A 13,509-nucleotide genomic window follows, 5' to 3' on the forward strand; every position below is an offset into this window, starting at 1 on the left:
CGGCCCCTCCGGGAAGAGTGGCGGCAGGCAGGACAGGCGAGGTGATCTAGTGGAATCGGTCGTTGTCAGCATCAATCTGTTCGGTGCGGTGGCCCTGCTGCTTTTTGGCCTTGGGCAGATCAAGGACGGGATGTCCCGTGCTTTCGGTGCCAGGCTTCGCATCGGGCTGGCGGCCGGTACCCGCGGCGGTTTTCGCTCCTTCATTGCTGGTCTCGTGGCGACGATCGCCCTGCAGAGTTCGACTGCCACGGCGCTGATGGTCGCCTCCTTCGTCGAAAAAGACCTCATCGCACCGGCGATGGCGCAGATCGTGCTGCTCGGCGCCAATGTCGGCACCGCGACGACGGCGTGGATTGTCGCGCTCGGGCTTGGCTGGTTGTCGCCGATGCTGATCCTTGCCGGCGTCATTTTGCTGCGCGGAAAATCGGTGCAGCGACAGGGTGCGGGTGCGGCCCTTGCCGGCGTCGGTCTGATGCTGCTTTCCCTGCATCTTCTCTCGGCGGCCACGGATCCCATCCGGCAGTCGCAATCGCTTAACCTCTTCATTTCCATGCTTGGCAATGCCTGGCCGGTTGCACTGATCTTTTCGGCGGTACTGGCCGTGCTGGCATCCTCCAGCCTCGCCATCGTCGTTCTCATCCTGTCGCTTGCGGCAAGCGGCGGCATCGAAACGAGCCTCGTCATCGTGCTGGTGCTCGGCGCCAATCTCGGCGGCGCGGTTCCGCCGGTGCTGGCAACGCTGAAGGCGCCGGTTGCGGCGCGCCGGGTGGCGCTCGGCAACCTCATCGTCCGCACGACCGGCTGTGTCGCAGCCCTGCCGCTTGCGGGATATGGCGCGGCACTGCTCGACATGTCGCCTTTCTCGCACGCCAATCTTGCTGTTGATGCGCATCTCATCTTCAACCTCACGGTTGCCGTCATCGCATGGCCGCTATCGCCCCTGCTGCTGCGGGTGACGACCGCGCTGCTGCCGGAAAAAGAGGGAGCCGAAAGCAGCCGCAGCTATCTCGACACGCACGATCTGAACCAGCCGGTTGCGGCGCTTGCCGGGGCGAGCCGCGAAGTGATGCTGGTCGGTGACCTGATCGAGCGCATGCTGCGTCAGGCGAGCGACGCCATGCGCGACGGCGATCTTTCGAAACTCAATGATATCAGCGCGCTGGAAGGTCGGGTCGATCGTATCCAGCACGCCATCAAGGTCTATGTCCTCAAGGTTGGCCGGGATGGACTGTGCCAGAAGGACCAGCGGCGCGCGATGGATATCGTCGAATATGCCATCAATCTGGAGCATATCGGCGACATCATCGAGAAGGGCATCCGCCCGGAAATCGCCAAGAAGATCGACCTCGGTCTTAGCTTCTCCGATGACGGCAAAAGCGAACTGGAGCGTCTTTTCTCCATCACGCTCGACAATATCCGCATGGCGCAATCGGTTTTCGCAACCCGCAATGCCGATCTTGCCCGCCGGCTGGTGGAGGTGAAGGAAGATGTGCGGCGGCTGGAAAAGCAGTCATCGGACCGTCATCTCCAGCGTCTGCGCGATGGCCGGGCCGACAGCATCCAGACAAGCTCCGTGCATCTCGACATGCTGCGCGATCTGAAACGCATCAACGCCCATATCGCCGCCGTCGCCCATCCAATTCTCGATGAAAGCGGTCTTCTGATCGAAAGCCGGATCAAGCAGGCGGGTTAGAGCAAAATCGCGCAGCAATTTTATGCCCTGTGTGCATCTGTCTAACGCGCGGTAATGCGCTCGACCATCGCAACGGGCACGACCTGAAGCCGCGTTTCCGGCTCGTCGCTGTCAAGCGCGGTCAGGACCTTCTCGGTCAGCGCGTCGAAGGATTGGGCAACGGTGGTCAGCTGATAGCTTTTCCAGCCGGCCTGAGGAATATCGTCGAAACCGACGATCGACACGTCTTCCGGCACCCGGCGGCCCATTTCCAGCCGCGCCGCATCCATGAAACCGAGCGCGAGCAGGTCGTTCACACAGAAGGCCCCGTCTATCGTCTTGTCGACCAGCAATTCGCAGCCGGCCTGATAACCGCTGTCATAACTCGTCGAGCCGCCCGACCAGGGGACAACCTCGATGCCTTCGATGGTCATGCGCTGGGTGAAAGCGCCGGCGCGGCGCAACTGTGCGGGCGTCTGGCTGCCGCTGGAAACGACCGCGACCTTCCTGCATTTTGCCTCCACGAGCCGCGTGGCGGCGAGATCGGCACCGTGGGAATCGTCGCTCAGCACCATGTTCGTATCGGTCCGGTCGAGGAGCCTGTTGATGAGGATGAGACGTACGCCGTTAGCGATGCACTCGTCGACGATCGAGGCCGGCGGTTCGCCGGACAGGACGATAATCGCCTGAGCGCGAAACTCGAAGAGCAGCTCGATCAGCGGCGCGATATCCTTGCGCGCATCCGCCGCGTTCAACAGCAGGCACTGCAGACCGCGACGCAAAAGGCCGATACTGAGCAGATCGAGCTGCTTTGAAATGAATGGCGAGCTGAGATTGGCCCCGACCACCCCGATGAGATTGGAACGGTCATTGTTAAGGCCCTGGGCCAGACGGTTGACGCGGTAGCCAAGTTCGTGTGCGGCCTTCAACACCTTGCGCCGGACAGCCTTCGATACGCTGCCGCCGGGGGTGAAAGTGCGCGAGACGGCGGAGCGCGAGACCCCGGCTTTTTTCGCCACTTCTTCGGCGGTCACGAACCCTCGCGTCATTCAACTCCCCCTTGTGAAACCTCATGTCTGATATCACAGGCCATAGGGGATCGACTATTCCAATCGTAATATTTCTGCTGGCAGGCGCTCCTGTGCAGGAAAGGCGATCCCTGCTTTCGCCAGCAAATATATCGTCCTCTTCATCATCATTTTGCCGGAAAAGACGATTGTGCACGGGCCGGCGTAAAAATTTGCAAAAATGAATCAATAAAGTCATTTAAAAACAATATGATAAACTAATGATCGCGTGTGCATTTTTTCGTTGACAAAATGCCGTTTAGGATCGATCATGCATTCCAAGGTCAGGCATTTTATGGAATTTTCATTCTATATTTTGCTTGCCGGCGATGTTCCCAGGAGGAGCTGGATCATCGTTGCTTGCGGGCCTGATATGCCCGCTGCTGAAGCATTGACACATTGCTCATGTTCGACGCACGCGCCGCCTGTATCGCAGGTTGCGCGCAGGCAGATGTTTGTCCGCGTGTCGGAGCAATGTTGCGGCCATATGGGGAGGAATAATGGCTCTTTTAAGCGAATCAACGAAGGCGGAGGCACTGGGGCGTCCCCCGACGACCGCGCCTTCCGCATGGCAGGCCTGGCGATATCGCCTCAAGGTCGCGCTCAGGGAGCCGACGACGCTCATCGGCGTGCTGACGGCGTTGCTTTTCACCTATCTGATCGTGGTTCCGATCATCTCGATTGTGCTCGATGCCGTCCGCGTCCAGTTCGGTCACGAACGGCGTCTCGGCAAGGATGTCGGTGATCTCACGCTTTATTATCTCGACAGGGCGTTCTTCTCGCCCGTCGCAACGGATCTCTTCTGGCATCCGCTCTTCAATACACTCACCGTTGCTTTGGGGGCGATTGCGCTTTCGCTGGTTATCGGCACGGTGCTTGCCTGGCTTATCAGCCGCACGGATATGTTCGGTCGCCGCTGGTTCGCGACTGCGCTGATCGTGCCCTATATGTTGCCCGCCTGGACCTTCGCTCTTGCCTGGACAACGCTGTTCAAGAACCGCACCGTCGGTGGTCAGCCCGGCTGGTTCGAGGCGATGGGCCTGACACCGCCGGACTGGGTGGCCTATGGTCGTTTCCCGATCACCATCATCCTTGCCCTGCATTACACACCTTTCGTCATCCTGCTGTTCGGCTCGGCGCTGCGCCGTTTCGACTCGCAGCTGGAGGATTCGGCCCGCATTCTTGGCGCCCATAGGTACCAGGTGGCTCTGCAGGTCATCCTGCCGCTGATGCGCCCGGCGCTGCTCTCTTCCATGGTGCTGATCTTTGCAAAGTGCCTCGGTGAATTCGGCGTACCCTATGTTCTCGGCCTTCCCGTGAAGTTCGAGGTGCTGTCGACATCGCTGTTCCGTAGTATTGCCTCGCGCCAGACCGGCGTTGCCGGTGTCGTTGCGGCCTCGATCATGCTCATCGGCATCATCACGCTGATGATCGATGCCCGCCTCGTTCGCGAAGCCCGGCGTTTCGTGACGATCGGCTCCAAGGGTTCCATGAACCGGCAAAGCCGTCTCGGCAGAATGCGTCTTCCGGCAACGGGCTTTGCGGCCGCCGTCTTCATTCTCAGCGTCGGCCTGCCTTTGCTTACACTCGCCCTCTCGACCGTCATGAAGATGCCGGCCAAATTCACGTTCGACAATTTCACGCTCGACTACTGGATTGGCAGCAATCTCAACACGGTCGCCTTGCAGACCGGCGTTCTTCTGAGCCCCGATCTCTGGGCGGCTGCGAAAAACACGATGATGATCGTCGGTCTTGCCTCGCTCACATCAGGCGTTCTCGGCCTGCTTGTCGGTTATGTCGTCATCCGCACGCCGGTGCGGGCGCTCTCGGTCTATCTGCGTCAGGTCACGTTCCTGCCCTATCTGGTGCCGGGCATCGCCTTTGCCGCCGCCTATCTCTCGCTGTTTGCGGTGCCACGCGGGCCGATGCCGGCACTCTATGGCACGGTGACAATCCTTATCCTGGCGTTGATCGCCGACCAGATGCCCTATGCCTCGCGTGCGGGTATTTCGGCCATGACACAGCTTGGAAAGGACCCGGAAGAGGCGGCGCAGATTGCCGGTGCCGGCTGGTTCCGCCGCATGATCTCGATCGTCATTCCGATCCAGAAGGGATCGCTGGTGACTGGGGTTCTCCTGCCCTTCATCTCGGGCATCAAGGGCCTGAGCCTGTTCGTGATCCTCGCCGTGCCGAGCACGGATGTTCTGACCACCTATTCGCTGCGGCTGGTCGATTACCACTATACGCAGGCCGCCAACGCCGTGGTGCTGATCATCGCCGGCATTGCCTATTTCGGTACCCTGCTGGCCCAGAAGCTGACCCGCACAAATCTTGCAGAAGGACTTGGAAGCTGATGCCTACCATCAACCTGCGCGGGGCGCAGAAAAACTACGGTGTGAATTCCGCAAATGCGGTTTCCGATCTCGATCTCGAAATCCGCGACGGCGAATTCATGTGCCTGCTCGGCCCTTCCGGCTGCGGCAAGACCACGACGCTGCGCATGATCGCCGGCCTTGAAAACCTTTCCGGCGGTGAAATCCGCGTTGGCGACAGGGTGATAGACTCAGTCAACGACGGCATTTTCGTGCCGCCGGAAAAGCGCGAAATGGGCCTTGTCTTCCAGAGCTACGCGCTCTGGCCGCATCTGACCATCGAGCGCAACACGGATTTCGGCCTGCGCCTGCGCAAGCTGCCGAAAGCCGAGCGGGAGGAGCGCGTCGAACGCGTCATGCAGGCGCTCGACATCGCCAAGTATCGCGACCGTTATCCCTCGCAGCTTTCCGGAGGGCAGCAGCAGCGTGTGGCGCTTGCTCGCATGCTTGCCGTCAATCCGGGTGTGCTGCTTCTGGATGAACCGCTCTCCAACCTCGATGCCCGGCTTCGGCTGGAAATGCGCGCCGAGCTGAAGCGGCTGCACAAGGAGTTCAAGACCACCATCGTTTTCGTGACGCATGACCAGTGGGAGGCCATGACGCTTGCCACCACCATTGCGGTGATGAACGAGGGCACCCTGCAGCAGATGGGCACGCCGAACGATATCTACGACCGCCCGGCCAATCGCTTCGTCGCCGAATTCGTCGGCAGCCCGCCGATCAATATCTTGACCTTCGGCCAGCCCGGCGTGTCCGATATCGCCGACAATGCGGAGGCCTATTTCGCAACGCGTTATCCACAATTGCGCGGCATTGCCTCGGTCGGCATGCGGCCGGAGGCGATGGGTTATGCGGCAAGGCGGGAGGATGTTCCACAGGGCAGCTTCTCCGGAGAAATGACGGTGACGGGCGTGCTTCCGACAGGTGGCAGCTGGATTCTCGAATTGAGGAGCGAGAACCACACGCTGTTCCTGACCACCCATGCCCTGCCGCGCATCGACAGTGGCGACCGTGTGTTTTTCCACGTGCCGCCGGAGGCCCTGCATGTCTTCGACGCCAAGGGGCAGCGGATCACCGAGGCGGACACGGTGCTGAGGAGCAGTTCTTACAACTGAAAACGACGAAAAGACTGACAATCGCTTGCTGAAGGAGGAGCAGTATGAAGCGGAAAATGACGGGCGGCCTTTGCCGTCTCCTGTGTGCAACGGCAATTGCCGCAACGCTTGGCGGCGTGGCGAAGGCGGGGGAGCCTTTCGACCTCAATGCCCTGATCGAGGCTGCCAAAAAGGAAAAGCCGATCACCGTCTATGACAGCACGGGCAAGATCGTGGAAATGGCGAAGAACTTCGCCGCAAAATATGGCGTGGGCGCAGAGGGCGCGAAGGTAAAGGCGTCCGCGCAGCTGGAAATGGTCATTCGCGAGGCGCGGGCCAATAATATTCAGGGTGACGTCTCGATCATCAGCGATGCGCCGGCGGCGATGGCGCAGCTTATTCCGATGGGCTTTGTCGAAAGCTGGCTGCCGCCGGATCTCGCCGGCAATATTCCGCCCGAATATCAGGATCCACTTACCGTCGTCACCAGCGCCAATGTCTGGGCTTACAATACCGAGCTTTTCGACAAATGCCCCGTTTCCAACATCTGGGAACTGACCGATCCGACGTGGAAGGGCAAGGTGGCGATGCAGGACCCGCTCGGCAAGGCATCCTATGTCGACTGGTTCAACCAGATGGCAGCGCATGGCGATGGCGACGTGAAGGCCGCCTATAAGGCGCTTTACGGCAAGGAGCTGGAGACCGCAGAGACAAGCGCGACGGCGGCCTGGGTGAAGGCGCTGGCCGCCAACGCGCCGCTTCTGACCGATGCCGATGCGGCGGCAGCCGAGGCCGTTGGTACGCCCGGCCAGAAGGCGCCATTCATGGGCCTCATCAGCTCGGCGAAGTTCCGCGACAATGCCGACAAGGGTATGAAACTCGGCCTCTGCAAGGAGCTGAAGCCGTGGATCGGCTGGCTTTATCCGGGCGTCGGCCTGATCACCAAGGGCACCGATAGCCCGAATGCGGCAAAGCTCTTCATTCACTACGTCATGACCGCGGAAGGCATCGCGCCACAGGCGATTGACGGCAAGATGTCCACCAATAAAGACGTGAAACTGCCCGCCGACGAGCCTTCCGGCATCGGCGCCGTGCTTGATCGCGTTCTGCCCTACAGCATGGCCACCAGCCTTGAAGACTGGGATGCACGCGAAACCTGGCAGGACTTCTGGCGCGTGAACTACAAAAAATAACGGGGGAACGACGCAGTGACTATCATGACCAAGAACCGATATGGCGGCGGGCGGCGGCGGATAGCTGCCTCCGCACTCAGCCTCATCTTCTCGCTTTCGCTTGGCGGCGCTGCCCATGCGCAGGACGCCTTCAATCTCGATGCGCTTATCGACGCTGCGAAGAAGGAAAAACCGATCACCGTCTACGCGGTGACCGGCAAGATCGTCGATACCGCGCAGGCCTTCACAGCCAAATATGGCGTGCAGGCGAGCGGCAAGAAGGTGAACGAGGCAACGCAGGTCGAGCTGATGATCCGCGAACATCGCGCCGGCAATGTCGTCGGCGATGTCAGCGTCGCAACGGATGTCGCCTCCGCCATGGGGGAACTCCTGCCGGAAGGCATCGCCACCAGTTGGTCACCGCCGGATATGGAAGGTGATATTCCGCAAAAGCTGCGCGATCCGCTGGTGGTCGTCTCGGATCCGCATGTCTGGACCTACAACACCGAGAAATACGAAAAATGCCCGGTCACCAACATCTGGCAACTGACGGAGCCGCGTTGGAAGGGCAAGCTTGCCATGCTCGATCTTTTCGACAAGCCGCTTTATGCCGACTGGTTCAACCAGATCGAAACCCATCACGATGCCGATGTCGCCAAGGCTTATGAGGACCTTTACGGCAAGAAGCTGGAAACGGGCGAAAAAAGCGCGACGGCGGCCTGGGTGAAGGCCTTTGCCGAAAACGCTCCCCTGTTGACGGATTCGAGCACGGTTGCCGATGCGGCTGGCGCTCCGGGGCAGACCGATCCCTTCTTCGTCATCACCTCGGCGGCGAAATATCGTGACAATGAGGCCAAGGGGCTGAAGCTCGGTCTTTGCAGCGGGGTCAAGCCGTTTTCCGGTTTCCTTTATCCCGGCTTCGGCCTGATTGCCGGGCAGACCAAAAGCCCGAATGCGGCGAAGCTTTTCCTGCATTACCTGATGACGCAAGAGGGCATCGCACCACAGACGGTCGACGGCAAAATCTCCGGCAACACGAAAATCGCCCTGCCGGCGGATGAACCCTCGAAGGTTGCCGATCATCTCGACGAGCTGATGGCTTTCGATGCTGCAACGGCGGCCGACGATCTCGACAAGCGCGAAGGCTGGCAGGATTTCTGGCGCGTGAACTACAAAAAATAACGGCAGGGCGGGCGCGAGCCTGCCTCGCCTTTTCCTTGGGAGGGGAACGATGAGAAGAAGCAGATTTTTACCGATGACGGCGATGGCGACTGTCATTGCAGGCTTATCCGCAATGAGCGCCACGGCCGAAGAAACCTTCGATCTCGATGCGATCTTGGCGGCAGCGAAGCAGGAAAAGCCGATCAATATCTACGACAGCACCGGCAAGATCGTGGAGATGGCCGACAAGTTCAGCGCCAAATACGGGCTGAAGGCGACAGGCGTGAAGGTGTCCGCCAACAGCCAGCTGGAAATGATCATCCGCGAAAGCCAGTCCGGCAACGTGCAGGGCGATGTGGTGCTGATTACCGATGCGCCATCGGCACTCGCGCAGCTTCTGCCGGCGGGTTTTGTCGAGAATTATCTACCGGGCGACATGGTGGCGAAGATCCCGGCGCAGTTCCAGAACCCGCTGGCAATCTCCACCAACGCCAATGTCTGGGCCTATAATACGGAAGCCTATGACAAATGCCCGGTGAGCAACATCTGGGAACTGACCGAGCCGAAATGGAAAGGCAAGGTCGCCATGGTCGATCCCTTGAGCAAGAGCACCTATACGGACTGGTTCAACCAGCTCGAAGCCCATGGCAATGAAAAGGTGGCGGCCGCCTACAAGGCGCATTTCGGCAAGGATATCGACAAGGACGCCGCGGCAGCCTGGATCAAGGCGCTGGCGCAGAACGGCCCGCTTGCCACCGATGGTGACGACCCCGTGGCGGAAGCCGTCGGTGCGCCCGGCCAGAAGCAGCCCTTCTTCGGCCTGCTCAGCTCGGCCAAGTTCCGAGATAATGCCGACAAGGGCTACAAGCTTGGCCTCTGCACCGGTCTCGATCCATGGGTTGGCTGGACCTACATCAAGCTTGGGCTGATCGCGTCGAAGACCAAAAGTCCGAACATGGCGAAGCTCTTCATCCATTACGTCCTGACGGAAGAGGGCATCGCCCCGCAGATGAAGGACGGCAAGCTGCCGACCAACATCGACATCAAGATGCCGGCTGACGAGCCTTCGGGACTGATGAAGGTTGCCGACAAGCTGATGGGTTATGATTCCGCCACTGGCCTCAACGATTTCGATCGTCGCGAGGAATGGCAGGATGTCTGGCGCGTCAATTACAGGAAATGATCCCGGCTGGCGCGGCCCCCGCCGCGCCGGTCCCTCCTTTGAGAACGAACAGACTGGATATGCCGATGCAAAGCCCTTCTTCGACCGAACATAAACCTGAAAACGAGGAGGCGCTTTCCCGCTCGGTGCGGCTGATGAAAATAGCCGAGGCGGCGGCGCGTGCCGTGCGCGATCCGCTGCTGACGGCATTCCGATCGGACATGGCCGTGGACTACAAGGTCGATCTCCACGATATCGTCACCATTCACGACAAACGCGCCGAAGCCACGATCCGCGCCGTCATTCTCGAACGGGAACCCAATTCGGCGATCATGGGCGAAGAGGGCGGGCAGAGCGGCAGCGGTGATGTGCAATGGTATGTCGATCCAATCGACGGCACGGCGAATTTCGCACGCGGCCTTGCCTTCTGGTGCGTATCGATTGCCGCCGTCATTAACGGCGAGGCCGTTGCCGGCGTGGTCTATGATCCCGTGGCGGACCAGATGTTTTCCGCCAATCTTGAGGCTTCCTATCTGGACGGAGACAAGCTGCGCTCCCGCAGTGTTGCAGACGAGACCCGGGCGACATTGATCACCGGTTATCCTGTCTCGCGAGATTTCCGGCTGGATGGGCGGGAAGCGGCGCTTGCCAATTTCGGTGCTCTTGTCGAGACCTTCTCGACATTGCGCCGGCCTGGCAGCGCCGCGCTCAGCATCGCCCATGTTGCGGCGGGCTGGACGGATGCGGCTACCGGTTTCGGCGTCAATGCCTGGGATGTGGCCGCAGCCATCCTCATTCTGAAGAATGCCGGCGGAACCTATGAGCCGCTGACGCTCGGCAAGGTGGCGGAGGGTTCTGCCGATTTTCTCTGCCCTGGTTATATCGCCACGGGCGAGGGGGCGAATTACCCGACATTGCAGCGGGTGGCGCGGTCCATATCCGAAAACCGCATCGCCAAAGCAGCGATCCGGCAAAGCCAGACAGCTGCCAACGCCTGAACAAGCAAAGACATGACGGCGGCCATATCGGCGCCGATGGAGACATGACATGCCGCAACCGAAAAAGACCCTATCCCGAGAACAGGAAACCGGCGAGTTGCCGAAGCTCAGTCGCATCTATGAGCGGCATCCGCTTTATGGCGTCGATCTCTTCATCTCGGGCAAGGAAGGCGCCAGTGATCTCAAGCTTCTGCGCGATAACGGCATCACCACTGTCGTCAATTGCGCCGTCAATCTGGATTTCAATTTCGTGGAACAGCCGCAGATCGTTTCCGATCATGAAGGCAGTGTCTATGGGCCGGGTGAAATCCGCTATTACAAGATCGGCCTGATCGACGGCGATGGAAATCCCGATACCCAGATGGTTGCGGCCCATTACATCCTGCGGGCGGCGCTGGAACAGATTCTGCCGGACAAGCCGTCTTATCCCCGGCGGGAGCGCGGCAACGTGCTGATCAATTGCCGCGGCGGCCGTTCGCGCTCCGTCGCCGTCGTTGCGCTCTTTCTGCACCTGACGCTGCCGGTGGAATTCCCGACGCTCGACGATGCCATCAGCTTCGTTCGCGTGAAGCGCGAATTGCCGGAAAACGAATGGTACAAGGCGCCGAAGCCCGTGCTTGCGGATGCCGCCAGCCGTGCCGCCGGGTGGATTACCATGATCGATGCCGCGCATTGAAGATGGCGGCGACTGCTGATTAGGTTCCGCAGGACTCGTGCGTTTGGCAAAGCCGTAGCATCAGCACCCCGTCACCCCGGACTAGATCCGCGGTTCAGTGCGATCAAGTCCTTGATCGCAAAAGACTTGTTTCTCACGGCGCAGACGCGCCGTGACTGGATGCCGGGTCAAGCCCGGTATGACGGAAGAGAGATTTTCCTCGATCTGAGTTCCGGTTCCCCCGGCTCACGCCTCATGAAGCGTATTGTTCCACGCCCGGACTTTCTCGATGTTCCTGTCGGAACGGGAAACGATCTCGAATTCGAACCCATCTCCGGCAACACGCTCGCCGACCTCCGGAAGGCGATTGAGACGCCACAGGATGTAGCCCGCGACGGTGGAATAACGGTCGGCATCGTCCACAAGATCAATGTCGAGAAGGTAGGATGCCCTTCTGACATCGACGGCGCCGTCGATAAGCCAGGAACCGTCTTCGGCCTTTTCCGAAATCAGCAGTTCCTCGCCTTCGTCCGGGAATTCGCCGGCGATCGCCTCGAGAATATCTGTCGGGGTGGTGATCCCCTGAAGCGTGCCATATTCATCGATGATGACGGCCATCTGCAGCGGCGATTTGCGCAGCTGTTCCATGACCTGCAAGGCGGTGGCGCTCTCGTGTACGACAAGCGGCTGCCGCAGAGAGCTTTCGAGGTTCAGTCTTCCGTCCCGTAGAAGATCGCGCAGCAGGTCCTTCGTGGCGGCGACGCCGAGGAAGGAGTCCAGTCTGCCCTGGGCGAGCATCAGACGGGAATGGTCGAGTTCGAGCAGGCGGTTTCTCAGCGTGTCGGGATCGGCATCGACATCCAGCCAGTCTATTTCCGTCCGTGGCGTCATGATCGAAACGACAGGGCGTTCGGCAAGCGTCAGCACGCCGCGGATCATGTCTTTTTCCTCGGATTTGAACAGATCGCTTCGCGCCGCCTGTTCCGCAATCACATCGGCGGTGTCTCCGAGGGGCTGTTCGCCGACCCGGCCGCCCAGAAGCCGTAGAATGGCGTCTGAGGTCCGCTCGCGCATGTCGCCGGCGGTGATGCGTTTTTCGCGGTTGCGCCTGCCGAGCTGGTTTGCCGCCTCGATCAGCACGGAAAAGCCGATGGCCGCATAGAGATAACCCTTCGGCAGGTGGAAACCGAAACCTTCGACGATGAGGCTGAAGCCGATCATCAGGAGAAAACCAAGGCAGAGAATGACCACGGTCGGATGTTTCGACACGAATGTCATCAGCGGTTTCGATGCCGCCATCATCACGGCCATGGCCACGCAGACGGCGGTGATCATCACCCAGAGATTATTGACCATGCCGACGGCGGTGATGACGCTATCCAGCGAGAAGACGGCATCGAGCACGACGATCTGCACGATGACCTGCCAGAAGACCGCATGGACCACCTTGCCCTGTTTCGGTTTGTGGTCACCCTCCAGCCGCTCGTGCAACTCCATCGTTCCCTTGGCGAGAAGGAAAGCGCCACCGAGAATGAGGATGAGATCGCGTCCGGAGAAGGAGAATTCTGCGATGGTGAAGAGCGGCCTTGTCAGCGTAACGATCCAGGAAATCGAAAACAGCAGCAGGACGCGCATGATGAGCGCCAAGGACAGGCCGATGAGCCGCGCCCTGTGGCGCTGGTGCGGAGGCAGCTTGTCGGCGAGGATCGCAATGAAGACGAGGTTGTCGATGCCGAGGACAACTTCGAGGACGATAAGAGTAACGAGGCCGATCCAGATGTTCGGATCTGCGAGGAATTCCATGGTCAGGGGCCTTTATGGGAACGGGTGCGAACGCGCAAAGCCCCGGACTGAACATCCGAGGCTGGAACCCGTTTCGTTGAGGAAAACAAGAAAGGACGAGGCTGGCTTCGCTTTACGCAAGCCAGCCTCGTTCGGTGTCGACTATCGTCGCTACTGTCGCCTTCGTCAGGCATATCGCGGAATTATCCCACTATCAGTCAATTCTTGTGCAGCCGGAACTAGCAGGTTTTCAGTGGATGGAAAAGTGTTTTTGCATGCTTCAGCCGTGTGCCGGCAGGGAATGGCAATCTTGGCGTGTAGAAATAAGGTGATATCCGGCGCAAAGATGCCATGTGCCGGGTTATCTATGCGAT

Annotated in this window: 10 protein-coding genes; 8 read left to right on the forward strand and 2 right to left on the reverse strand. The window is 59.9% G+C overall.

From position 1 onward, the window contains the following. Positions 1–49 precede the first annotated feature (49 nt). Complete coding sequence (locus tag AGR13A_RS22505) at positions 50–1,693, forward strand: Na/Pi cotransporter family protein (protein WP_080839651.1); 1,644 nt, start codon at positions 50–52, stop codon at positions 1,691–1,693. A gap of 41 nt (positions 1,694–1,734) precedes the next feature. On the opposite strand, the gene AGR13A_RS22510 is transcribed toward AGR13A_RS22505, so the two are convergent. Beyond that, positions 1,735–2,721, reverse strand: a complete 987-nt coding sequence (locus tag AGR13A_RS22510) for a LacI family DNA-binding transcriptional regulator (RefSeq protein ID WP_035226895.1) — start codon at positions 2,719–2,721, stop codon at positions 1,735–1,737. A gap of 518 nt (positions 2,722–3,239) precedes the next feature. Here AGR13A_RS22510 and AGR13A_RS22515 point away from each other — a divergent pair. The 7 genes from AGR13A_RS22515 (at position 3,240) to AGR13A_RS22545 (ending at position 11,374) form a co-directional block, all read left to right on the forward strand. Next, positions 3,240–5,093, forward strand: a complete 1,854-nt coding sequence (locus tag AGR13A_RS22515; protein ID WP_035226898.1) for an ABC transporter permease — start codon at positions 3,240–3,242, stop codon at positions 5,091–5,093. Then, a complete protein-coding gene (locus AGR13A_RS22520) occupies positions 5,093–6,226 on the forward strand; it encodes an ABC transporter ATP-binding protein (RefSeq protein WP_080839653.1) in 1,134 nt (377 codons plus the stop codon). Before AGR13A_RS22515 ends, AGR13A_RS22520 begins: the two co-directional genes overlap by 1 nt. A 44-nt stretch (positions 6,227–6,270) precedes the next feature. Beyond that, a complete protein-coding gene (locus AGR13A_RS22525; RefSeq protein ID WP_080839655.1) occupies positions 6,271–7,398 on the forward strand; it encodes an ABC transporter substrate-binding protein in 1,128 nt (375 codons plus the stop codon). Between the two features lie 24 nt (positions 7,399–7,422). Then, positions 7,423–8,559 (forward strand): ABC transporter substrate-binding protein, encoded by a 1,137-nt coding sequence (locus tag AGR13A_RS22530; protein ID WP_080839657.1) that lies wholly within the window; start codon positions 7,423–7,425, stop codon positions 8,557–8,559. A gap of 73 nt (positions 8,560–8,632) precedes the next feature. Then, positions 8,633–9,721: an ABC transporter substrate-binding protein gene (locus tag AGR13A_RS22535; RefSeq protein ID WP_080839659.1), complete on the forward strand. Its 1,089-nt coding sequence runs from the start codon at positions 8,633–8,635 to the stop codon at positions 9,719–9,721. 59 nt (positions 9,722–9,780) lie between these two features. Further along, positions 9,781–10,698: an inositol monophosphatase family protein gene (locus AGR13A_RS22540; RefSeq protein WP_080839661.1), complete on the forward strand. Its 918-nt coding sequence runs from the start codon at positions 9,781–9,783 to the stop codon at positions 10,696–10,698. A gap of 49 nt (positions 10,699–10,747) precedes the next feature. Further along, positions 10,748–11,374, forward strand: coding sequence for a dual specificity protein phosphatase family protein (locus AGR13A_RS22545; protein WP_080839663.1), 627 nt, complete (start codon positions 10,748–10,750; stop codon positions 11,372–11,374). Between the two features lie 225 nt (positions 11,375–11,599). On the opposite strand, the gene AGR13A_RS22550 is transcribed toward AGR13A_RS22545, so the two are convergent. Next, the gene (locus AGR13A_RS22550) at positions 11,600–13,156 is read right to left on the reverse strand and encodes a TerC family protein (protein WP_080839665.1); all 1,557 of its coding nucleotides are present in this window, start codon (positions 13,154–13,156) and stop codon (positions 11,600–11,602) included. Positions 13,157–13,509: the final 353 nt, after the last annotated feature.

It is taken from the genome of Agrobacterium genomosp. 13 str. CFBP 6927 (assembly GCA_900012615.1).
Taxonomy (GTDB): Bacteria; Pseudomonadota; Alphaproteobacteria; order Rhizobiales; family Rhizobiaceae; genus Agrobacterium.

Coding starts and splice junctions, on each gene's coding strand:
- AGR13A_RS22510 (WP_035226895.1), bottom strand. CDS start 2,721: ATGACGCGAGGGTTCGTGACCGCCGAAGAAGTGGCGAAAAAAGCCGGG.
- AGR13A_RS22515 (WP_035226898.1), top strand. CDS start 3,240: ATGGCTCTTTTAAGCGAATCAACGAAGGCGGAGGCACTGGGGCGTCCC.
- AGR13A_RS22520 (WP_080839653.1), top strand. CDS start 5,093: ATGCCTACCATCAACCTGCGCGGGGCGCAGAAAAACTACGGTGTGAAT.
- AGR13A_RS22525 (WP_080839655.1), top strand. CDS start 6,271: ATGAAGCGGAAAATGACGGGCGGCCTTTGCCGTCTCCTGTGTGCAACG.
- AGR13A_RS22530 (WP_080839657.1), top strand. CDS start 7,423: ATGACCAAGAACCGATATGGCGGCGGGCGGCGGCGGATAGCTGCCTCC.
- AGR13A_RS22535 (WP_080839659.1), top strand. CDS start 8,633: ATGACGGCGATGGCGACTGTCATTGCAGGCTTATCCGCAATGAGCGCC.
- AGR13A_RS22540 (WP_080839661.1), top strand. CDS start 9,781: ATGCCGATGCAAAGCCCTTCTTCGACCGAACATAAACCTGAAAACGAG.
- AGR13A_RS22545 (WP_080839663.1), top strand. CDS start 10,748: ATGCCGCAACCGAAAAAGACCCTATCCCGAGAACAGGAAACCGGCGAG.
- AGR13A_RS22550 (WP_080839665.1), bottom strand. CDS start 13,156: ATGGAATTCCTCGCAGATCCGAACATCTGGATCGGCCTCGTTACTCTT.